This window comes from Kitasatospora sp. NBC_01300 (genome assembly GCF_041435235.1).
Lineage (GTDB): Bacteria > Actinomycetota > Actinomycetes > Streptomycetales > Streptomycetaceae > Kitasatospora.
On the sequence record NZ_CP108408.1, the window covers coordinates 2,236,652 to 2,257,374 of the forward strand.

The following is a 20,723-nucleotide window of genomic DNA, read 5'->3' on the forward strand; positions in this document are numbered from 1 at the left end:
ATCGCGGTTGCGGTGTCCGTCGACCATTCAACCGGGGGGTCGCACCGCCGCACAATGGGCACCCCGGTGGAACCAGGCCGTCCGTCTGGTCGCCGGTCCGGGCGACGGGCCCGGGTGGATCAGGAGGAATCGGGATGGGGCACGACACGGTGGAGACGCCCAGCCTGTCGTTCGATCGGCGCGGGGAGCCGGATCGGGGCACCCCGTACGCCCGCTACGTGTGCCTGGACGAGCTGCACAGCCTCCAGCACCCGCGCAGCAAGGTGCCGGCCGAGCTGTCGTTCATCGTCACCACGCAGGTGATGGAGCTGCTGTTCGACCTGCTGCGGCACGAGTGGACGCTCGCCCAGCGCGCGCTGCGCGAGGACGACCTGCCCGCCGCACTGGCCGCGCTGCGGCGCGGCACCCACGTGCAGGACGTGCTGGTGGAGTCCTGGGACCTGCTGGCCACCATGACGCCGCAGGAGTTCAACGGCTTCCGCGCGGCGTTCGGCCAGGCCTCCGGCTTCCAGTCCGCGGCCTTCCTGCACCTGGAGTTCCTGCTCGGCAACAAGAACGCCGCCCTGCTCACGATGTACGACGGGATGCCGCGGACACAGGCCGAGCTGACCGAGGCGCTGCGCTCCCCCGGCCTGTACGACGACGCGCTGGCCCTGCTGGCCCGGCGCGGCCTGCCGCTGCACCCGGAGCCCTCCGAGCAGCGCTACCGCGCCGGCGACGACGTCGCCGCGGCCTGGCGCCTGGTCTACACCGACCCGGAGCACGCCGGCCTGCAGCCGCTCGCCGAGGCACTGCTGGACGTCGCCGAGCGGGTCACCCGCTGGCGCCAGCGCCACCTGTCCGCGGTCAAGCGGACCATGGGCGGCAAGCCCGGCTCGGGCGGCTCCAGCGGGCTGAGCTGGCTGCGCCGGTCCGCCGAACAGGACGTGTTCCCGGAGCTGTGGACGATCCGGGACGAGCTGTGAACGAGGGGATGGGCATGGTCACGCGCGAGGAGTGCGCGGCGCTGGACGCCGTCGACCCGCTGGCGGCGTTCCGCAAGGAGTTCGCCCTGCCGGACGGGGTGGTCTACCTGGACGGGAACTCGCTCGGCGCGCTGCCGGTGCGCACCGCGGAGCGGGTGCGGCAGGTGGTCGAGGAGGAGTGGGGCCGGGAGCTGATCCGCAGCTGGAACGACGCCGGCTGGTTCGAGCAGCCGTACCGGCTGGGGCGGCGGATCGCCCCGCTGGTCGGGGCCGGGCCGGAGGAGGTGGTGGTCTGCGACACCACCTCGGTGAACCTGTTCAAGGTGCTCGTCGCCGCGCTGCGGCTGCGCCCCGGGCGGCGCACGGTGCTGGGCGACGGCGAGGCGTTCCCGACCGACCTGTACATCGCCGAGGGCGCCACCGGCCTGGTCGAGGGCGCGCGCAGCGTGCTGGTCCGGCCCGAGGAGCTGGACCGGCACCTGGACGGCGACGTCGCCGCGGTCGTCCTCTCGCACGTGGACTACCGCACCGGCGAGCTGCTGGACCTGCCCGGGATCACCGCCCGGGTGCAGGCCGCGGGCGCGCTGATGATCTGGGACGTTTGCCACTCGGTGGGCGCGCTGCCGGTCGAACTCGGCGCCGCGGGAGCGGACTTCGCGGTCGGCTGCACCTACAAGTACCTGAACGGCGGCCCCGGCTCGCCGGCCTTCCTGTACGTCGCCGAGCGGCACCTCGCGACCGGCCCGCGGCAGCCGCTGAGCGGCTGGTTCGGGCACGCCCGCCCGTTCGCCTTCGAGCCCGGGTACGACCCCAAGCCGGGCATCGGGCGCTTCCTGACCAGTTCGCCGTCGCTGCTCGGGCAGGCCGCGCTGGGCGCGAGCCTGGACGTCTGGGAGCGCGTCGACCCGGCCGCCGTCCGGGCGAAGAGCCTGGCCCTGACCGACCTGTTCATCGGACTGGTCGAGGGCCTGGACGGGATCGAGGTGGTGACCCCGCGCGAGCACGCCCGGCGGGGCAGCCAGGTCGCGCTGCGGCACGCCGACGGCTACCCGGTGGTGCAGGCGCTGATCGCGCGCGGCGTGATCGGGGACTTCCGCGCACCCGACCTCATGCGGTTCGGCTTCACCCCGCTGTACGTCTCGTACACCGACGTCTGGGACGCGGCCCGGGAGTTGGCCGAGGTGCTGGCCGGCGGGGAGTGGCGGGAGGAGCGGTTCTCCCGCCGGGGCGAGGTGACCTGAGGACCGGCGGCGCGGCGCGGTCCGCCACGGGACAGTGACGCACGTCATGCCCCGGTAAAGTTCGACTCCCATCACCCTTGGGAAACCTCTCGATTGACTGACCGTCAGCCGCAAGGGGAGGTTTGCGTGAACATCGAACTCGGACCGCTTTCGCCCGAACCCTTCATGCTGGCCCTGGGGTTGACCCTGTTCTTCCTGATCACGTGGACGCTGGGCCACCGCATCCTCCCCCGCGTCGAGCGGATCCAGACCGAGCGGTGGGACGCGACCGAGGGCCGCGCCGAACGCGCCGAAGCCATCCGCGCCGAAGCGGAGGCCGCCCACGACGCCGGTCGGCAGGAACTGGCCCAGGCCCGGCACGAGGCGGCCCGGATCCGGCAGGAGTACGCCGAGCAGGGTGCGGCGGCCGTCGCCGCGGCCCGCGCGGAGGGTGTCCGCGACCGGCACCGGCTGGTCACCGCCACCCACGCGCGGATCGCCGCCGACCGGGCCGCGGCTGCCGAACAACTCCGCCAGGACGTAGGAGAGTTGGCCGTAACGTTGGCCGGCCGGGTGGTCGGTGAACCGGTGCACGCCGTCGCCGCCAGCCGCCGCACGGTGGACCGCTTCTTCCGCTCCCGCTGAACCGCCGTCGGCCCCTCGCCCGTGCGGGGCGAGGGGCCGACGCATGCCCGCGGCGGGCCGCCGACACGGCCCAGGCCGCCCGGTCGGGGTCGACCCGGGCGGCCTGGGCCGTTGTTGCCGTTGTTGCCGCTGTTCAACCGTTCAGGCGTTCCCTGCCGGTGCTAGCTGTGGCGGCCGCGACGGCGGGCGGCCAGGACGGCGAGACCGCCGAGGCCGAGCAGGCCGACGCCGGCCAGGCCGAAGACCACCGGGGCGTTGCCCGCGCCGGTGGAGGGCAGCTCACCACCGCCGCCAGGGTGGTGGCTGGTCGGGTGCTCGGACGGGTGGTGGCTGGTCGGAGCCGGGCCCGAGCTGGACGGACTGGCCGAGGGCGACGAGGACGGGGACGACGACGGTGAGGAAGAGGGCGAAGCCGACGGCGAGGAGGACGGGGACGACGACGGCGAGGAGGACGGCGAGGAGGACGGGGACGACGACGGCGAAGAGGAGGGCGACGACGACGGCGAGGAGGACGGCGAGGTCGACGGCGACGGGCTCGGCGTCGTCTGGCAGTCCGGCAGGTCCCCGTCGAACGGGTAGCTGTGGATCTCGTAGCCGCCGGTGCCGGTGTGGATCAGGTTGCCCGCGAGGTACACCCGGCCGTTCATCCCGGGCTGGGCGATGGTCGTGGTGCCGCCCGGGTTGCCGGCCAGGACCGAGCCCTGGAACTGGGCGCTGCCGCGGATCTGCGCCGAGGTCGCGGTCGGGAAGTTGTACATCAGCTTCGACCGCATGTCGGTGGTCTGGTCCCCGGCCAGGCCGGTGCCCGTGTAGGTGTTGATGATCGGGCTGTCCCCGAGCATGTTCACCACGACGGTGGCCCCGGCCGGGATGTTGTCGAAGACCAGTCCGATCTGCCCGCCGCTCGGTGAGGCGAGGTTCTGCGTGACGTTGAAGACCTGCTTCAGGCTGGTCCCGTCACCGGTGAAGGTCGCCTGGCTGGAGGAGATGTCGACGGTGCCGGTCGCGGCGGCCTTCCCCACGCAGTCGGAGATCTCCTCGATCTGGGTGAGCACCGTCTGGTACGGGGCGGCGGCGTTCGGGTCCTGGATCGACTCGCCGGTGGGGTCGATGCTGACGGTGCCGGTGACGCTGCCCGCGTGGCGCAGGTTGCCGAAGGCCGGGCCGTTGGAGTCGCTCCCGCCGATCAGGATCGAGTTGCCGGTCACGACGTCGACGTTGCCGCCGGTGGTGACGAAGTCGCTGCCGTTGGGCGGGACGACGCGCGAGCCGACGCCGACGACGCCCATGTTGTAGATGCCGCCGCCGTTCTTCTCGACGGTCAGGTTCCCCAGCGCGACGATCTTGCCCTCTGCCTCCGCGGCGCGGCCGGTCACGGTGTAGTTGCCGCCGGTGAAGACGTTGATGCTGGCGTCCCGGCCGGGGAAGTCGCCGTTGTTCGGCGGCGGCCAGGTGGCGGGGCAGTCGGGGCCCGTGCAGGCGCCCAGCGGCGGGGCGAGCGGCGCGGCCGAACCGACCGTCAGCACGGCCGCCAGCGGCAGCGCCGCGACGAAGGTCGCCACGGCGACCCGGACGGTCCGGCGCCTGCGGGTGGCGGGTTCTCTTCTCACGGCGGTCGTTCTGTGATCCGGCGTACCGGTGCCCTGACCCATCGACACATTCCTCCGCGCATAGGAAAAGGAGCAGGTGCGCACAACCTGCCCCGTTCGTACTATCTGCTGGCGATCCCGCAGATCCGGGACATCCAACCTCAAATCGGGCGATTCCTACCCTACAGATCCTCAGATCCGATCCGAAAATCCACCGCGCGGCGCAGCAGTCGTCTCCCACCGGCCCTGCCCGGACGACCTCCGCGCCGCCCCCGCCCGACGTCCGCGCCCGTTAGGTTGGAGCAATGACCTCCGAGGCCCAGGACCAGAGCACGCCGCTCGTCGCCGTCGCGTCCGCCGACGCCGTACTGCGGCACCCCGAAGCGGGCGAGCACCTGCTCACCCCCCTCGAACTCGAACGCGCCGCCCGCTTCCGGCACGAGTCCGGGCGGATCGACTTCACCGCCGGCCACGTGCTGGTCCGGCTCTGCGCCGCCCGGCTGCTCGACGTCCCGGCGGCCTCGCTCACACTCGCCCAGCAGTGCCCGGACTGCGGCCTGGCCGACCACGGCAAGCCGTACCTGCCGGACCACCCCGAGGTGCACGTGAGCCTGTCGCACACCCGGGGCGTGGTCGCCGCCGGAGCCGGCCACCAGCCGGTCGGGGTGGACGTCGAGCTGGCCGCGCGCGGCGGATCGCTGGGCGCCGTCGCCCGCCGGGTGCTCTCCCCCGCCGAACTGCGCCTGGTCGAGGCGGCACCGGAGCCGGACCAGGCGTTCCTGCGGCTGTGGGTGCGCAAGGAGTCGCTGATCAAGATCGGGCGGGCCACCCTGGACACCCTGGCCTCCGTCGACCTGTCCGACCTGCCCCTGGACGTCCCGCCCGGCGCCCCGCTGCGCAGCCGCCACCAGGATCTGCACCTGCTCGACTGGGCCGACCCGGAGCACGGCGCCGCCGTCGCGGCGGTCAGCACCGCCGCGCCGAGGATCGTCCAGCTGACGACGGCGGGCTGACCAGGCAGGGCGAGCTGGCCAGACAGGGTGGGCTGACCAGGGCGGAACTCCGCCGCCCTGCGGAACGAGCACGCCCACCCGCGCGGCGGGCCCCCGGATAAGCGGTGTTAGCGTGCCTGATCGCGGGCGCGCCGCCACCGGACGCCCGCCGCACCAGCTGCCCACCGCCGGATGTAAGGGTGTCCCCGCCATGGCCAAGTTCCTGCTGAGCCTGCACGTCCTCGCGTCGGTCCTGTTCATAGGCCCGGTCGCGGTGGCCGTCAGCATGTTCCCACGCCGGGCCAAGGCCGCGCTGGCCGGCGGGCCGGACCAGGCCGCGGACGCGGGCGTGCTGCGCATCCTGCACCGGATCACCCAGGTCTACGCCCTGCTGGGGGTCGCGGTGCCGGTGATGGGCATCGGCCTCGCCCAGGTGATGGACGTGCTCGGGCAGTCCTGGATCATCGTCTCGATGGTGCTCACCGCGATCGCCGCGCTCTCGCTGCTGCTCTTCGTCCTGCCCGGGCAGCAGGCCGCGGTGGACGCGCTCGGCGCCGACACCGCGCCGGAGCAGCACGCCAAGGCCGTCCAGGGCCTGCGGCTGCTGCCGATGACGGCCGGGGTGTTCAACCTGCTGTGGGCGGTGGTCGTGGTACTGATGGTCATCCGGCCGGGGTCGAGCACCGGCGTCTGAGCCGGGCCCCCGAAGCCGTACCGAACGAGGGACTCCACCGCCCAGCCGTGCCGCCCGACGCCACGCCGTCCGGAACCACGCCGCCCGGCGCCACGCTTCCCTGGCCGGAAGGCCCTCTCCCCCGGGGCGGGCCCGGTCCAGTACCGTCCTGGCCATGACGATCATGGCGGGCATGGGCAGCCCGACGGGTACCGGAGTCGGTCCGCTGCTGCGCGGCTGGCGCGAACGGCGGCAGCTCAGCCAGCTGCAACTAGCCCTGCGGGCGGACTCCTCGACCCGGCACCTCAGCTTCGTCGAGAACGGCCGGTCCCGCCCGAGCCGGGAGCTGGTGCTGCGGCTCGCCGAGCACCTGGACGTCCCGGTCCGCGAACGCAACACCCTGCTGCTCGCGGCCGGCTACGCCCCGCACTTCCCCGAGACGCCGCTGGACGACCCGTCGATGGACGCGCTGCGCGGCGGACTGGAGCGGCTGCTCGCCGCCCACGACCCGTACCCGGCACTGGTCGTCGACGGAACCTTCCGGGTACTGGCGGCCAACCGCTCGCTCGGGCTGCTCCTCGACGGCGTCGCCCCGCACCTGCTGGAACCGCCGCTCAACGCGATGCGGATCGCCCTGCACCCCGAGGGGCTGGCGCCGCGCATCGTGAACCTGCCGCAGTGGCGGCGGCACCTGCTGGAGCGGGTGGAGCACCGGATCGAGCTGCTGCGCGGCGAGGCGCTGCGACGGCTGTACGAGGAGGTCGCCGGCTACCCGACGGCGGCGGACGACCCGGGCCCGGGCGGGGAGCAGGCGGACGGCGCCGGGCCGTTCCCGTTCGCGCTGCCGATGCGGATCCGGCACGAGGGGCGGGTGCTGTCGTTCCTGTCCACCATCACGACCTTCAACACGCCGCTGGACGTGACGGTCTCCGAGCTGGCCATGGAGACCCTCCTGCCAGCCGACGCGGAGACGGTGCGGTTCCTCCAGGACGCGGTCGGCCCGGAGCGCTGACCCCGGTTCAGGTGCGGCGCCCCTCGGTGCCGCCCCCGACGCCCCCGACGCGGCCGACACCCCCGTCGCGGCCGCCACCCCCGTCGCGTCGGCGCAGCGCGGTGAACTGGAGGACGGCGAACAGGGCCACCACCACGGCCTGCACCGGGATCCAGACGGCGCCGGCCGTGGTCGGCTCCAGCCAGGCCGCCATCGCCACCAGGCTGAGCACCACCCAGACGGCGTTGAGGTCGATCACCGCCTGCACCGCGAGCCGCGGCGGCCGCCGGCGGGCGGCCAGGGCGCCGACCCCGAGGGCGTAGCCGGTGAGGAAGAGCCCGAGGGCGAGCAGGACGCTGCGGCCGACCCCGAGCAGTTCGCCGACCGGGCCGGCGAAGGCCAGGTAGACGAGGCCGTTGCCGCCGGTGACCAGGGCGTCCAGGGCGAGCACGCCGCGCACCGTCCACAGGGGGGAGGTGGAGCCGGGGCGGGCGGGCGTGAGGGTGTTCGCGGACATGGCGGATCAGCCTCCTGACGGGGATGGGCCCGGCGGCGGTGACGCCCGCCGGGCCCCCCACCCTGCCCGCCCGGCCGCCGGGCGTCGATTACCCCGCAGGTAAGGGCCCCCAGCCGAGGTCGGGGCCAGGCCGGCAGCCGGGGGCGCTCAGAGCCGCGCCCCCGGCGACCGGCCGCCTCAGCCCGGCAGCCCGAAGAGCCCGGCGGCGTTGTCGTGGCAGACGGCCCGCAGCCACTCCTCCCCCAGGCCCAGCCCGGCCAGCGCCTCCAGCTGGTGCACGTACCGGTACGGGATGTTGGGGAAGTCGCTGCCGAGCAGGACGCGGTCCCGGAGGCCGCGCAGGCGGGGCAGTTCGGCGCGCGGGAACGGCACGTCGGCCTCGGCGAAGTCGGTGAAGGCGATCGTGGTGTCCAGCCGGACGGCCGGGTGGCGCTCGGCGAGGTCGAGGAAGTCGCGGTACTCGGGCATGCCGAGGTGGGCGACCACCAGGACCAGTCCGGGGTGGCGCTTCAGCACCTCGCCGATCGGACCGGGGCCGGTGAAGTTGCCCGGCACCGGTCCGGACCCGCAGTGGGTGACCACCGGGGTGCCGGTCTCGGCAAGCAGCCCCCACACCTCGTCCAGCTGCCGGTCCGCCGGGTCGTAACCGCCGACCTGCACGTGCGCCTTGAACACCCGGGCGCCGTCCTCGATCGCGCGGGCCACGTAGCCGGGCGCCTCGGGCTCGGGGAAGAACGTCGCGGTGTGCAGGCACTCCGGGGTGCGGGCGGCGAAGTCGGCCGACCATGCGTTCAGCCAGCCGGCCATGCCGGGCTTGTGCGGGTAGAGCATCGAGGTGAACGCCCGGACGCCGAAGTCCCGCAGCCGCTGGACGCGTTGCTCCTCGGCCTCGCGGTAGGTGATCGGCCAGGGCCGGTTCACCAGCGGGCCGGCCGCGTCGAAGTACGCCCACACCTTGTCGAGGACGTTCTTCGGCATGAAGTGGGTGTGCACGTCGATGAGGCCCGGCAGGCCCAGGGCCTGCCAGAACGCGCGGACCTCCTGGGATTCGCTCACGCCGGCACCGGGCGGGCCCGGTCGATGATCCCGGCGGTGTCGACGCCGGACGGCAGGGTGCCGAAGGCGGAGCCGCGGTCGCCGGCGAGGCGGGTGGCGCAGAACGCGTCCGCCACCGCCGGGCTGCCGTGGCGGACGAGCAGCGCGCCCTGGAAGGCCAGCGCCATCGACTCGACCAGCCGGCGCGTCCGGTACTCCAGGTCGGCCTGGTCGGTGAGCTGCTTGCGCAGGTCGGCGACGGCCGCGTCCAGCCGGCGGTCCGCCCCGGCGGCGGCGTCGAGCTCGCCGAGGAAGGCCTCGACCGTCTCCGGGCGCTTCGCCATGGCGCGCAGCGCGTCCAGGGCGGCGACGTTGCCGGCGCCCTCCCAGATCGACACCAGCGGCGCCTCCCGGTAGAGCCGGGGCATCCCGGACTCCTCGACGTAGCCGTTGCCGCCCAGGCACTCCAGCGCCTCGGCGGCGTGTGCCGGGCCGCGCTTGCAGACCCAGTACTTGGCCACCGCCAGGCCCAACCGCCTTACCAGCGCCTCGGGTTCGTCCCCGGCCAGGGCCAGGTCGGTGCTCCGGGCGAGCCGCATCGCGACGACGGTGGCCGCCTCGGACTCCACCACCAGGTCGGCGAGCACGTTGCGCATCAGCGGCTGGTCCACCAGCGGCCGGCCGAACGCGCGCCGGTGCAGGGCGTGGTGGACGGCCCGGGTGGCGCCGTAGCGCATGCCGGAGGCGGCGCCGACGGTGCAGTCCAGGCGGGTCATGTTGACCATCTCGATGATGGTCGCCACCCCGCGCCCCTCCTCGCCGACCAGCCAGCCGACCGCGCCGTCGTACTCCAGCTCGGCGGAGGCGTTGGACTTGTTGCCGAGCTTGTCCTTGAGCCGCATCAGCTGGAGGCGGTTGCGGGTGCCGTCCGGGAGGACGCGCGGCAGCATGAAGCAGCTGAGCCCGCCCGGCGCCTGGGCGAGCGTCAGGAACAGGTCGGACATCGGCGCCGAGGTGAACCACTTGTGGCCGGTCAGCCGGTAGGTGCCGTCCGGGTGCGGGGTCGCGGTGGTGGTGTTGGTGCGGACGTCCGAGCCGCCCTGCTTCTCGGTCATCGACATGCCGGCGATCAGCCCGCGCTTGGTGCGCGGCTCGCGCAGCCCGAAGTCGTACGTGGTGGCGGCCAGCAGCGGCTCCAACTCGCCCGCCAGGGAGGGGTTCGCGCGCAGGGCCGGGACGGCGGCGTAGGTCATCGAGATCGGGCAGGTGTGGCCGGCCTCGACCTGCCCCCAGACGAAGAACTTGGCGGCCCGGGCGGAGTGCGCGCCGGGCCGCTCGTCCCGCCAGGGCGCGGCGTGCAGGCCGTGGGAGACGGCGGTGCGCATCAGCTCGTGCCAGGCCGGGTGGAACTCGACCTCGTCGACGCGGTGGCCGAAGCGGTCGTGGGTGCGCAGCACGGGCGGGTTCTCGTTGGCCAGCCGGCCCCACTCGGCGGCCTGCTCGGAGCCGGCCAGGCGGCCGAGCTCGTGCAGCTCGGCCTCGGCCCAGCCGGCGCCGGCCCGGTGCAGGGCGGCGAGCAGGGTCGGATCGGCGGCGGTGTCGTGTCCGTACGGCAGGGGCACCTGGTTGGTGACCTCATGCGTCGCTGTCATCGCGTCCTCCCAGGGCACGCAGAGTGAAGGAGACCAGGGCGGGGACCACGTCGGTGGTGCCCGCCGGCTTCGTGGGCGCGGCCGCTTCCGTGGGTGCGGCCGTCGCCGCAGGCACGGGCGCGGCCGCGAGCGGGCCGGCCAGCGCCTCGCCGACCGCGCCGACCAGCGCGGCGGCGGTCAGCACCGGGTCCTGCTCGGGGAGTTCGCCGCTCGCCACGGCGGCGGCGATCTCGGTGGCGATCACGTCTCGGAACGCCCGGCGGAACACCAGGCGCTCGCTGTCCACGACCGCGTCGGCCGGCTCGACCAGCAGCGCGTACGCCAGCCGGGGCGCGCGCAGGGCGCGGGCGGCGAAGGTCTCGACGACCGCGGCGATCCGCTGCCGCGGGCCCTCCCGGAGGGCGACGGCCGCGTCGACGGCCGCCATCTCGCGGGTGACCACCCGGCGGAACAGCTGCACGGACAGCTCGGCCTTGTTGGCGAAGTGCTGGTAGAGGCTGCCGGTGGCGATCCCGGCGCGGTCCGCCACGGCGGCCATCGTGCAGCCGCCGTAGCCGCGTTCGGCGAGCAGCAGGGCGGCCGCCTGCAGCACGGCCTCGCGCTGGGCGTCCAGCCGGGCTTGGACGGCGGGCGTGCGTCGGTAGGCCATGAAAGTATTGAAGCACCGATTCATTGCTTCAGGTAGGGGTCGGACGGAGCCCGTCCCGGGCGGGTCGGCCCCGCCGGACGCGCGAGGAGGCCGCCCCCGGCCGGGGGCGGCCTCCTCCAAGGCGTCACACGGTGCTACGACCTGCCGGTCACAGCGGGTGGCTCTACAGCGGGTGGCGCTGCGACTCCAGCTTCAGGCCCTCCTCGTCGAGCGGGCCGAACGGCGGGATCTGCTGCTTCTTGCCGAGCGAGCGGGCGGCGTCCTGGTCGCCCAGGCCGGCCCACTCCAGCACCTTGGCGGTCGCCTCCGCCGACTGCGCGGCCGGCAGCTGGCCGATGTTGGAGCCGTGGTTGCCGCCCGGCACGGTGTAGACGTAGCTGTCGTCGCTGCCCCGGCCGAGCTTGAACGGCTTGGCGCCCCACGGGTCGTTGCCGCCGTAGACGTAGATGATGCGCTCGGCGTCGTGCTTCACCCAGCGGTCGATGTCCCGCATCGTGTTCGGGTTGAAGGAGATCGGGATGTCCTTCGGCACGTACGACCGGGCCGCGTACAGCTCCTTGTAGTCGTAGTGCAGCACGCCCTTGAGGTGCGAGACGTCGAAGAACGGCGCGCCCAGCTCGGTCGCGGCCTGGTAGTAGTACGCGGTGTACTTCGCCAGCGACTGGTCGCTGTTGCCGGTGATGCCGGACTGCGAGTCGAACCACGCGTACAGCGCGTCGTCGGTCGCGGTGGCCGCGGCCGGGACCTTGGCGCAGTCCGCCTCGGTGCTGTACTGCCAGAACGCCCAGACCACGTCGAGCACGCCCGCCTCGTACGCCCGGTCCGGCGTGCCGAGGGTGTTGAAGGTCGAGCCGGCGGCCTTGTTGTCGGCCACGTAGCGGGTCTCCAGGCGGTCGCGGCGCACCAGCAGCTCGCGCTGGGCGGCGTTCAGCGCGGCCCGGCACTCGGGGGTGCCGACGGTGCGGAAGAAGTTGGTGTAGGCCGCGTAGTCGTTGACGTCGGTGTTGTTCGGCGCCACGTACGCGATCGTGCCCGCGACGTCGTCCGGGTAGAAGCGGCGGAAGTAGGTGGAGGACATGCCGCCCTTGCTGGCGCCGGTGGAGAGCCACTCCTGCTGGTAGATCCGCTTGAGCGCGGTCACCAGCCGGTGCGAGTCGGCTGCCTGCTGGCGGATGCCGGCCTTGGACCAGTCCGCCGGCTCGGGGCGCGACGGGGTGAAGTACCGGTACTCGATGGACACCTGGTTGCCGTCCACCAGCCGGGTCGGCTCGGTGCGGGACGGGTTGGTGCCCAGCGTGTAGCCGTTGGTGTAGAAGACGGTCGGGCGGTCGTAGCCCCGGTGCAGCACGCTGAAGCGCTGCTGGAAGGTGCCCAGCCAGGGGCGGAAGTGGTCGATCGGCTGGGTGTAGGTGAGCAGGAAGTAGCGGTGGCCGGTGGTGGTCGGCTTCTCCTCGGTGATCGTCACCCCGGGGATCGCCGCCAGCCGGTCCTTGATGTCGGCATTCGGGTCGTCGGCGGGGCTCCGGCCGTGGGCGGCCCCGGCGGCGTCGGCGCCCTGGGCACCGGCGGCCAGCGCCGGGGTCGCCAGGCCGCCGAGCGCGAGCAGCGGTATCAGCAGGACGGAAACCAGCAGCCTTCGCAGCGTGGTGGTCATCAACTCTCCATTGGTCACGCGGATATGACTGCCGCCCTGTCGGGACGACAGCGCGGCGCGGGTGGTGCGGCGGCCGCCCGGTGGACGGCCGAATGGGCCACCCGCCGTTCGCGGGTGGCCCATCGGGGATCGGTGCTGGTCAGCGGGGTCGCCCCGGTTCCGTCACGACGTGGCGGTCGGGCACGGGGCGGCGGTCGGTTCAGGTCAGGCCAGGCCAGGCAGGCCAGTTCGGATCGGCCTTCGCGACGGTCGGGTCAGGGCCGGACCAGGGTGCAGCCGGGCAGGGTGAGGTCGAAGCGGTTGCCGGCGGCGAAGCAGGCCGGGATGCCGTAGGTCTCCTGGGCGTAGCCGATGCCCTGGTGCACCGTCACCGAGCCGTTCTCGTCGACCTCACACGGGTTGTCGAGGGTGCAGGACTCGCCGTTCTCGTTGATCGTGTTGTTGACCGCGACCACCTGCCCGGTGTTCGCGTCCACCACCGGCGAGCCGGAGGTGCCGCCGATCACGTTGCAGCCGGAGGTGTAGCGGACCGAGTCCTTGAAGGTCCAGTCGGCCTCGTTCAACTGGTAGGCGAAGCCGTCGATCGAGCAGGAGTAGATCTTCTTCCAGTAGCCCGAGACGACCTTGATCGAGGTGCCCTGCGTGGGGTGGGCCGCGGAGATGGTCAGCGGGGCGATCCCGTACCGGGACTGGATCGAGGCGTAGCTGGTGTTCAGCTGGTAGATCGACACGTCGGTGTCGGTCATGGCGCCGTAGACCACCTTGGTCGCGCGCAGGGTGCCGAGCCCGCTGCCGGTGGAGCTGAGGAGGGTGAAGGTCCGGCTGGAGGGCTGGTTGAGGATCACCTCGCCGGGGCCGGGCATCCCGGACTCCAGGCAGTGGCCGTTGGACAGGACGAGGGCCGGGTCGCTCGCGGCCGAGCCCGGCATCCGGACCAGCGAACCGGAACAGTTGTTGAGGGCCACCGTCCCGGCGAAGTTGACGGCGCGGGGGGCCGCCTTGGTGTCGGTGACCTGGGCCTGGGCGCTCAGGGACTGGCCGTCCTGGGCCGCGGCGGACACCGCGGCGGGGGCCTCCGCGGCGGCCTGGGCCGGGAGGGCGCCGGCGAGGGCGGTTGCTCCGGCGACCAGGACGGTGGCGAGCATGCCTATGAGCGGCTTCTTCATGAGAGACCTCTCGGTGTGGGGGTGCACCAAAGCTGTCGCGGACATGACTCACTGTCAAGAGTCAAGACGACACCAAGAAAACACTTCGGCCGCAATGGCTCGTTCGCGCGGTGGCGGCGGTGCGCCGGCCCCTCCCGTCGCACCGCCGATCGCGTCAACCCGCCCCACGGCCCCCGTCCGCCACGTACTGTGGCGACATCGGACGGGTGACCACAGGGGGCAGGAGTGACTACCGAGTACCGCAGCGACGCGCCGTCGGAGCCCACGGGGGCGGGTGGGCGGTTGCTCGCCGTGAGCGACCTGCACATCTCCTACCAGGAGAACCGCGACCTGGTGGAGAAGCTCCGGCCCACCAGCCCCGACGACTGGCTGCTCGTCGCCGGAGACGTCGCCGAGCTCACCACCAGCATCGAGTGGGCGCTCGGGCTGCTCGCCGAACGCTTCGCCCGCGTGGTGTGGGCCCCCGGCAACCACGAGCTGTGGACCCACCCCGAGGACCCGGTGCAGCTGCGCGGCGTGGCCCGCTACGACCACCTGGTCGACCTCTGCCGGAACCTAGGCGTGCTGACCCCCGAGGACCCGTACCCGCTCTGGCAGGGCGCCGGCGGGCCGGTCCGCATCGCCCCGCTCTTCCTCCTGTACGACTACTCCTTCCGCGCGCCGGGCACGACCACCAAGGAGGAGTCCCTGGCGGCCGCCTACGAGAGCGGCATCGTCTGCGCGGACGAGCGGATGCTCCACCCGGACCCGTTCCCGGACCGCGACTCCTGGTGCCGCGAGCGCGTCCGGCTGACCGAGCAGCGGCTGGCGGCCTGCGACCCGGACGTACCGCTCGTCCTCGTCAACCACTACCCGCTGGTCCGCCACCCCACCGAGATCCTCTGGTACCCCGAGTTCGCCCAGTGGTGCGGCACCGAACTGACCGCGGACTGGCACCGCCGCTTCAACACCGCGGCGATGATCTACGGCCATCTGCACATCCCCCGCAAGACCAGCTACGACGGCGTCCCGTTCGAGGAGGTCTCGCTCGGCTACCCGCGCGAGTGGCGCAAGCGCGGGCTGCCGGAGCCGCTGCTGCGCGAGGTCTTCCCGCAGGCGTAGGTACGCGCCGCCCCGCCGCCTGACCGTCCGGCGGCGGGGCGGATCTCCGACGGATCAGGCCTCCCCTGCCTCCTCCTGCGCCCCCTCCCCCGCCTTCTCCTGCGCCTTCTCCTGCGCCTTCTCCTGCGCCTTCTTCTCCGCCTCCTCGAAGGTCGCCGACGCCTCCGGCCGGGCGAGCGTGACCACCAGGTCGCCGTCGCTCACCTCCGCGATCAGCGTGTCGCCCTCCCGCACCGTGCCGTCCAGCAGCAGGTTGGACACCCGGTTGTCCAGCTCCGACTGGATCGTCCGGCGCAGCGGCCGGGCCCCGAACTCCGGCTGGTACCCGCGGTTGACCAGCCACTCCTTGGCCGCCTCGGTGACCTCCAACTGCACGTCCTGCGCCTTGAGCCGGCGCCGGCTGCGCTCCAGCAGCAGACCGACCACCGACAGCAGGTCCTTCCGGGTGAGCGCGTGGAAGACGATCACCTCGTCGATCCGGTTCAGGAACTCCGGCCGGAACTGCTGGTGCAGGTCGCGCATCAGGTCGCCGCGGATCTCGTCCACGTTCCCGGCGTGGTCGAGGATGCGCTGCGAGCCGATGTTGCTGGTCATGATCACCACGGTGTTGCGGAAGTCGACCGTCCGCCCCTGGGCGTCGGTCAGCCGCCCGTCGTCCAGCACCTGGAGCAGCAGGTTGAAGACGTCCGGGTGCGCCTTCTCCACCTCGTCGAAGAGCAGCACGCTGTACGGCTTGCGGCGGACGGCCTCGGTCAGCTGCCCGGCCTCGTCGTAGCCGACGTACCCGGGCGGGGAGCCGACCAGCCGGGAGACGGTGTGCTTCTCCTGGAACTCGCTCATGTCGAAGCGGATCATCCGGTCCGGGTCGCCGAACAGCAGCGCGGCCAGCGCCTTCGCCAGCTCGGTCTTGCCCACGCCGGTCGGCCCGAGGAAGAGGAAGGAGCCGGTCGGCCGGTCCGGGTCGCCCATCCCGGCCCGCCCGCGGCGCACCGCCTGGGCGACCGCGGTGACCGCCTCGTCCTGGCCGATCACCTTCTCGTGCAGGTGCTCCTCCAGCTTGAGCAGCCGCTCCCGCTCGGTCGCGTTCAACTCCGCGACCGGGATGCCGGTCCGGGAGGACAGCACCTGCGCGATGTCGTCGGCGGTCACGTCGACGACCTCCTCCCGGGACTCGGCGACGGCCGCCAGCTCGTCCTCGGTCTGCCGCAGCTCGGCCTTCAGGTTGGCCGCCCGCACGAACTCCTCGTCCACGACGGCCTCGTCCAACTCCCGCTTCAGCTTGGTGATCCGGTCCTGCACGCCAGTCGCCTCGGTCGAACCGCTCAGGCTGCGCAGCCGCACCCGGGCGCCGGCCTGGTCCAGCAGGTCGATCGCCTTGTCCGGCAGGAAGCGGTCACTGACGTACCGGTCGGACAGCGTCGCCGCCGCGTCCAGCGCCTCGTCGGTGAACCGCACCTGGTGGTGCGCCTCGTACGCGTCCCGCAGCCCCCGCAGGATCTCGACCGTCTCGTCGACGCTCGGCTCGGGCACCAGCACCGGCTGGAAGCGGCGCTCCAGCGCGGCGTCCTTCTCCACGTGCTTGCGGTACTCGTCCAGCGTCGTCGCGCCGACCACGCTCAGTTCGCCGCGTGCCAGCGCCGGCTTGAGGATGTTGCCGGCGTCCATCGAACCCTCGCCGCCGGAACCCGCGCCGACCACGGTGTGCAGCTCGTCCAGGAACAGGATCACGCTCTTCTCGGCCGCCGTGACCTCGTCGATCACCTTCTTCAGCCGCTCCTCGAACTCGCCCCGGTACTTGGAGCCGGCCACCAGGGCGGTCAGGTCCAGGGTGACGACCCGCTTGTCCCGCAGGCTCTGCGGCACGTCCCCGGAGACGATCCGCTGCGCCAGGCCCTCCACGATCGCGGTCTTGCCGACGCCCGGCTCGCCGATCAGCACCGGGTTGTTCTTGGTCCGGCGGGACAGGATCTCGACGGTCTGCTCGATCTCCTCGGCCCGCCCGACCACCGGGTCCAGCCGACCCGAGCGCGCCGCCTCGGTGAGGTCCAGCCCGTACTCGTCCAGCGTCGGCGTCTCGCTCGGGTGCGCGCCCGTGCTGCTGCGCTCCCCGCCGACGCCGCGGCCCTCCAGCACCGTCTTCAGCGCCTCCTGCGAGGGCGCCGCGTTGCGCAGCGCCGTCCCCGCCCCGGACCGCTCCTGGTCCAGCAGCGCGCCGAGGATGTGCTCCGGCCCGATGTACGAGGCCCCGGCCGCCTGCGAGCGGGCGTGCGCCGCCAGCAGCGCACGCTTGGCCGACGGCGTCAGCGCGGGCTGCCCGTCACCCACCGCCGCCCCATCCCCGGACGGCAGCGCCCGCTCCAGGTCACCGGCCAGCTGGTCCGGGTCGATCCCCGCCCGCTCCAGCATCCGACGCGACGGCTCCACCCGGGTGGCCGCCCAGGCCAGGTGCCCGGTGTCGAGATCGCTGGTCCCGTCCTCGCCGGCCCGGTGCGCGGCCAGCCCCAGCAGCTCCTGCGAGGACTCGCTCAGCAGCCGCCCGATCGGCACCCGCTGCACGGCGGGCGGGGAGGCCATCGGACTCATCCCGAAGAAGCGGCTGAGCAGATCGGAGAACGGATCGCTCGATCCGAACGGGGGCATGGTCACGGAGGATCACCTCTCCCAAGCGGTGTGCAGCCACCCAAACACAGCCCGCCCCACCCCGCCTCCCGAGCCCCGCCCCCTCCCGCACGGGCGCCGGCCCGCCCGTCGACGCACGCGGTCAGCTCTGGGCGGCGTCCAGCAGGTCGTCGAACGCGGCGGCCACCGCGATGGCCTTGCCGATGTCCCTGGGGCTGGCCTCCGGGTTCGGCCCGCCGTACCAGACGTTGGCCTGCACCTGGTACTTCGCGATGTAGTCGATCGCCTGGTCGGAGGCCAGGCCCGGATAGCCGGCCGCCACGTCGTTGAACATGTGGTCGATCCAGGGGGTGGCAAAGCGGATGACGTCGATGACGTAGGGCTTGAACTCGTCGCTGTAGGTCGCGCAGAACAGCACCTGATGACCGTCGTTGACGAGTGCGACCCGCAGGTCGTGGACCGTCCCGAGGCGGTTCTCCCAGTAGGGCGCCTCGATGCAGGCCTTCTCGGCGCGCTCCAGGAAGACGGCGGGCCCGGTCGGCTGGATGACCGGCGCGATCAGGGTGAATTCCGACCGGTTCACCGCCCGCAGGCCGACGCCCTCGGTCTGCTGACGGGGGCTCTGGAAGGCCTTGGCGATCTCCTCGACCGACACGTCCGGTGAGATCGGCCGGTAGGTCGACGGGTCGAAGTCGTACATCTGGATTCCTTTCGGGCGAAGCGTCAGGACGGGTCGGGAAGCACGTCGGCGGCCGAGGCCGGCTCGGCGCGGTGCTGGCCGTTCAGCTCGTGGCGCAGCACCGACGAGCGCCGGTACACCTCCTTGCGGACGGTCTGGATCGAGCCCAGCGGCACGTGCTCCGGCGGGCAGCGCCACGGCGTGAACGAGAGCGCGTCAGCGGCGGCGAGGTTGTGCTCGCCGCCGATGTCCTGACGGGGGAAGCGCAGCCTGGCGACCGTCACGAACGGGGACTCGTGCTCCTCCCATTCGACGGTGAGGTCGTCGACCGGCATGGTCTCCAGGGAGGCGCACAGCTGCACCTGGAAGTCGAACTCTTGCTCCGACCGGGCGAGTTCGCCGACCAGGGCGGGCCGGAAGACCTCGTCCCGGCCGGTCGGGTCGAGGTCGCGGACCTGAACTCCCGCCGAGGACGCGTCCGTCGGGCGGATCCGCAGTTTGGCGACGTGGTCGCCGTGGCGCACCGCGCCCATGGAGAAGAAGGAGGACAGCAGGAGGTTCTGCCAACGGGCCCGCGCGCCCAGCCGCAGCATCGCGCCGAGTTCGTCCCAGGCCCACTCCTCCGGCGACAGCGTGCCGTACCCGGTGACCCAGTCGTAGTACATCTGGTGGTTGCCCCGGCGGCCGTCGAGCCGGTACTTCGGCAGGTCGACGAAGAGCTTCGAGAGGAAGGTGTAGTGGGCCGCGGTGTTGCAGAAGAAGATCGGCCCGTTGATCATGTTGAAGTCCATCGTGCGGCTCACGGCCTCGTCCGGCAGGGTGGTGGTGGAGTCCACCCCGAACACCTTGGTGGCCATGCCCACGACGTTGCCCAGCATCCGGTCGGCACCCAGGTGGGACAGCCCGTTGGAGTAGCGGACCAGCGCGTCGTGCGGCCCGGGCCTGCCGTAGACGCCCTGCGCGTACTCGGGCGGCACGCCGTCGAGGATCTCAAACGTGCCGCGCACCAGCCCGTACGCCTTCGCGTGGGCGAAGCGGACCGCACGGTTCTCGCCCTCGCCCGCCACCGAGCCCCGCTCGAAGTCCTCGACGACCTCGACGCACTGCTGGAGGTGCCGGTCGAAGTCCGGCTCCGGTGGTACGAGACCGGGTGAGTACCGCACGGGGGTGAAGTTCGTCTCGGGTGGGGTCACCTGTCGTCCTCCGATGTCGATGAGTGCGGCGCGGCGGACGGGCCGCCGGCCGGGTCGGGCAGTGTGGTGAGCCAGGCGATCGCGGCGAGGCCGGGCAGGAAGCAGTACTCGCCGCCGCGCACGGTCACGAACCGGGGCAGCCCGGTCAGTCGGCGCCGGACCGGGCGGGCCGGGATGGTGTGCACACCGGCGCCGCCGCTGTTGCCGACCAGCGGGTCCTGCTCGGGGCCGAGGCCCGCGAAGTCGCCGTCGTTGAGCCACACCTGCTGCACGAACTCGAACTGCCGGGACAGGCTGGCGCCCATGAAGATGAAGATGATCCCGCGCTCCGCGCCGTCGTCCTCCAGGGCCCCGGCCGGCAGCAGCGGGCCGTACGCCGCGCCGCGCCGCAGCACCCGGTGGATGCCGGTGTCGACCACGGTGTCCGCCAGGCCGTCCCTCGGGTTGGCCCGCCGGATGTGCGCGCCGCGCGGGACGAGCAGGCCCCGCGGGTCGTCGTGGTAGCGGAAGTCGTTGTTGCGCATCGGATCGGCGCCCAGGTCCGGATCGTCGTGCTCCGGCGCCAGCGCCAGCGGCGCACCGCTGCGCCAGCGGCCGACGATCTTGGCCGCGAGCAGTTCCTCGTCCTCGGGCGAGCGGGCCCGGTCCCGCAGGTACCTGCGGAACGCGGCCACGTCCGCGTGCATCTGGCGGAAGGCCAGGTAGCAGCCGTTGCGGCCGAGCACGTCCGGCGCGGGCCCCGCCGGCGCCGCCCCGGACTCGTCCGGGTAGCCGAAGAGGAACTCGCCGGGCTGGACGGCGTCCTGGCCGGGCAGCGGCCGCTCGGTGCTGCCGAGCAGGTACGGGCTGGAGATGCCGTCCCGGAACCCGAAGTGCTCGCGCCCGGTGACCGGGGACCCGACGTCGAGCCGGTAGACCAGACTCACCCCGGACAGCCGCCCGGCCGCCGCCACCGGCTCGCGGAGCCCATCGGGGGCCGACGCGATGATCACCACCCCGATGTGCACGTCGGGGCCACCCAGCGGCGGGGGCCAGTTGCCGGGGTCGCTGGCACCGAGGTCTCCCAGCACCTCCTTCCGGGCGGCCATGCCGGCCCGGAACTCCGGGGAGAACGAGGCGAGCGAACCCGGCGGCACGCCCAGCCGGGCCAGCCCCCGGTACGTGAAGGCGACGTTGAGGGTGAACGGGCGGGGCCGCTCCCAGTCCGCCGCGCTGGTGACCTCCGGCAGGACCTCGCGCAGCGACCGCTTCGCCGCGGCCGGGTCGTCGATCCGGTAGAGCAGGTAGACACCGTGGTAGACGTCCGGACGACGGCGCAGCACGGTGCCCTGGATGTCCTCCAGCTCCAACGTCGGCACCGCACCGGCAGTGGGCCCGCTCACC

The 20,723-nt window shown here is 73.0% G+C and carries 18 protein-coding genes; 7 read left to right on the forward strand and 11 right to left on the reverse strand.

The annotated features are described in order from the left end of the window. Positions 1-134: 134 nt before the first annotated feature. The 3 genes from OG556_RS09985 to OG556_RS09995 all read left to right on the forward strand — a co-directional run bounded on the left by OG556_RS09985 (position 135) and on the right by OG556_RS09995 (position 2,830). Positions 135-965 carry a tryptophan 2,3-dioxygenase gene (locus tag OG556_RS09985; RefSeq protein WP_371516800.1) on the forward strand — a complete coding sequence of 277 codons (831 nt, stop codon included), beginning with the start codon at positions 135-137 and terminating at the stop codon, positions 963-965. Positions 966-979: 14 nt separating this feature from the next. Beyond that, positions 980-2,206, forward strand: coding sequence for a kynureninase (kynU, locus tag OG556_RS09990; RefSeq protein ID WP_371516801.1), 1,227 nt, complete (start codon positions 980-982; stop codon positions 2,204-2,206). A 126-nt stretch (positions 2,207-2,332) separates the two neighbouring features. Continuing rightward, positions 2,333-2,830 carry a hypothetical protein gene (locus OG556_RS09995; protein WP_371516802.1) on the forward strand — a complete coding sequence of 166 codons (498 nt, stop codon included), beginning with the start codon at positions 2,333-2,335 and terminating at the stop codon, positions 2,828-2,830. Between the two features lie 161 nt (positions 2,831-2,991). Here the strand turns inward: OG556_RS09995 and OG556_RS10000 are convergent, their stop codons facing one another. After that, complete coding sequence (locus OG556_RS10000) at positions 2,992-4,440, reverse strand: choice-of-anchor A family protein (RefSeq protein WP_371516803.1); 1,449 nt, start codon at positions 4,438-4,440, stop codon at positions 2,992-2,994. A gap of 284 nt (positions 4,441-4,724) precedes the next feature. On the opposite strand from OG556_RS10000, the gene OG556_RS10005 reads away from it, so the two are divergent. The 3 genes from OG556_RS10005 to OG556_RS10015 all read left to right on the forward strand — a co-directional run bounded on the left by OG556_RS10005 (position 4,725) and on the right by OG556_RS10015 (position 7,096). Next, positions 4,725-5,432 (forward strand): 4'-phosphopantetheinyl transferase superfamily protein, encoded by a 708-nt coding sequence (locus tag OG556_RS10005; protein WP_371516804.1) that lies wholly within the window; start codon positions 4,725-4,727, stop codon positions 5,430-5,432. A 190-nt stretch (positions 5,433-5,622) separates the two neighbouring features. Then, entirely contained in the window at positions 5,623-6,105 is a 483-nt protein-coding gene (locus OG556_RS10010) for a DUF2269 family protein (RefSeq protein WP_371516805.1), read from the forward strand. Positions 6,106-6,259: 154 nt separating this feature from the next. Next, positions 6,260-7,096: a helix-turn-helix domain-containing protein gene (locus OG556_RS10015; protein ID WP_371516806.1), complete on the forward strand. Its 837-nt coding sequence runs from the start codon at positions 6,260-6,262 to the stop codon at positions 7,094-7,096. Positions 7,097-7,103: 7 nt separating this feature from the next. Here the strand turns inward: OG556_RS10015 and OG556_RS10020 are convergent, their stop codons facing one another. The 6 genes from OG556_RS10020 to OG556_RS10045 all read right to left on the reverse strand — a co-directional run bounded on the left by OG556_RS10020 (position 7,104) and on the right by OG556_RS10045 (position 13,748). Further along, the gene (locus tag OG556_RS10020; protein WP_371516807.1) at positions 7,104-7,592 is read right to left on the reverse strand and encodes a hypothetical protein; all 489 of its coding nucleotides are present in this window, start codon (positions 7,590-7,592) and stop codon (positions 7,104-7,106) included. Positions 7,593-7,769: 177 nt separating this feature from the next. Then, the gene (locus OG556_RS10025) at positions 7,770-8,648 is read right to left on the reverse strand and encodes an amidohydrolase family protein (RefSeq protein WP_371516808.1); all 879 of its coding nucleotides are present in this window, start codon (positions 8,646-8,648) and stop codon (positions 7,770-7,772) included. Then, positions 8,645-10,279 (reverse strand): acyl-CoA dehydrogenase family protein, encoded by a 1,635-nt coding sequence (locus OG556_RS10030; RefSeq protein WP_371516809.1) that lies wholly within the window; start codon positions 10,277-10,279, stop codon positions 8,645-8,647. Before OG556_RS10030 ends, OG556_RS10025 begins: the two co-directional genes overlap by 4 nt. After that, the gene (locus OG556_RS10035; RefSeq protein ID WP_371516810.1) at positions 10,263-10,928 is read right to left on the reverse strand and encodes a TetR/AcrR family transcriptional regulator; all 666 of its coding nucleotides are present in this window, start codon (positions 10,926-10,928) and stop codon (positions 10,263-10,265) included. Before OG556_RS10035 ends, OG556_RS10030 begins: the two co-directional genes overlap by 17 nt. 163 nt (positions 10,929-11,091) lie before the next feature. Further along, positions 11,092-12,582 carry a S28 family serine protease gene (locus OG556_RS10040; protein WP_371516811.1) on the reverse strand — a complete coding sequence of 497 codons (1,491 nt, stop codon included), beginning with the start codon at positions 12,580-12,582 and terminating at the stop codon, positions 11,092-11,094. Between the two features lie 254 nt (positions 12,583-12,836). Next, on the reverse strand, positions 12,837-13,748 hold the full coding sequence (locus OG556_RS10045) for a serine protease (RefSeq protein ID WP_371516812.1): 912 nt from the start codon (positions 13,746-13,748) through the stop codon (positions 12,837-12,839). Between the two features lie 225 nt (positions 13,749-13,973). On the opposite strand from OG556_RS10045, the gene OG556_RS10050 reads away from it, so the two are divergent. Then, the gene (locus tag OG556_RS10050; protein WP_371516813.1) at positions 13,974-14,849 is read left to right on the forward strand and encodes a metallophosphoesterase; all 876 of its coding nucleotides are present in this window, start codon (positions 13,974-13,976) and stop codon (positions 14,847-14,849) included. Between the two features lie 54 nt (positions 14,850-14,903). Here the strand turns inward: OG556_RS10050 and OG556_RS10055 are convergent, their stop codons facing one another. From OG556_RS10055 to OG556_RS10070, 4 genes are all read right to left on the reverse strand, one after another. Beyond that, positions 14,904-17,489 carry an ATP-dependent Clp protease ATP-binding subunit gene (locus OG556_RS10055; protein ID WP_371522643.1) on the reverse strand — a complete coding sequence of 862 codons (2,586 nt, stop codon included), beginning with the start codon at positions 17,487-17,489 and terminating at the stop codon, positions 14,904-14,906. Positions 17,490-17,610: 121 nt separating this feature from the next. Further along, a complete protein-coding gene (locus tag OG556_RS10060) occupies positions 17,611-18,168 on the reverse strand; it encodes a hypothetical protein (protein WP_371516814.1) in 558 nt (185 codons plus the stop codon). Positions 18,169-18,191: 23 nt separating this feature from the next. Next, on the reverse strand, positions 18,192-19,340 hold the full coding sequence (locus OG556_RS10065; RefSeq protein WP_371516815.1) for a catalase family protein: 1,149 nt from the start codon (positions 19,338-19,340) through the stop codon (positions 18,192-18,194). Next, a complete protein-coding gene (locus OG556_RS10070) occupies positions 19,337-20,722 on the reverse strand; it encodes a Dyp-type peroxidase (protein WP_371516816.1) in 1,386 nt (461 codons plus the stop codon). Before OG556_RS10070 ends, OG556_RS10065 begins: the two co-directional genes overlap by 4 nt. Between the last annotated feature and the right edge of the window lies 1 nt (position 20,723).

What these genes read in the sequence shown, in the direction of transcription:
- OG556_RS09985 (WP_371516800.1), top strand. Translation starts at nt 135, where the DNA reads ATGGGGCACGACACGGTGGAGACGCCCAGCCTGTCGTTCGATCGGCGC.
- OG556_RS10040 (WP_371516811.1), bottom strand. Translation starts at nt 12,582, where the DNA reads ATGACCACCACGCTGCGAAGGCTGCTGGTTTCCGTCCTGCTGATACCG.
- OG556_RS10005 (WP_371516804.1), top strand. Translation starts at nt 4,725, where the DNA reads ATGACCTCCGAGGCCCAGGACCAGAGCACGCCGCTCGTCGCCGTCGCG.
- OG556_RS10030 (WP_371516809.1), bottom strand. Translation starts at nt 10,279, where the DNA reads ATGACAGCGACGCATGAGGTCACCAACCAGGTGCCCCTGCCGTACGGA.
- OG556_RS10045 (WP_371516812.1), bottom strand. Translation starts at nt 13,748, where the DNA reads ATGAAGAAGCCGCTCATAGGCATGCTCGCCACCGTCCTGGTCGCCGGA.
- OG556_RS10060 (WP_371516814.1), bottom strand. Translation starts at nt 18,168, where the DNA reads ATGTACGACTTCGACCCGTCGACCTACCGGCCGATCTCACCGGACGTG.
- OG556_RS10010 (WP_371516805.1), top strand. Translation starts at nt 5,623, where the DNA reads ATGGCCAAGTTCCTGCTGAGCCTGCACGTCCTCGCGTCGGTCCTGTTC.
- kynU (WP_371516801.1), top strand. Translation starts at nt 980, where the DNA reads ATGGTCACGCGCGAGGAGTGCGCGGCGCTGGACGCCGTCGACCCGCTG.
- OG556_RS10055 (WP_371522643.1), bottom strand. Translation starts at nt 17,489, where the DNA reads ATGCCCCCGTTCGGATCGAGCGATCCGTTCTCCGATCTGCTCAGCCGC.
- OG556_RS10035 (WP_371516810.1), bottom strand. Translation starts at nt 10,928, where the DNA reads ATGGCCTACCGACGCACGCCCGCCGTCCAAGCCCGGCTGGACGCCCAG.
- OG556_RS10020 (WP_371516807.1), bottom strand. Translation starts at nt 7,592, where the DNA reads ATGTCCGCGAACACCCTCACGCCCGCCCGCCCCGGCTCCACCTCCCCC.
- OG556_RS10015 (WP_371516806.1), top strand. Translation starts at nt 6,260, where the DNA reads ATGACGATCATGGCGGGCATGGGCAGCCCGACGGGTACCGGAGTCGGT.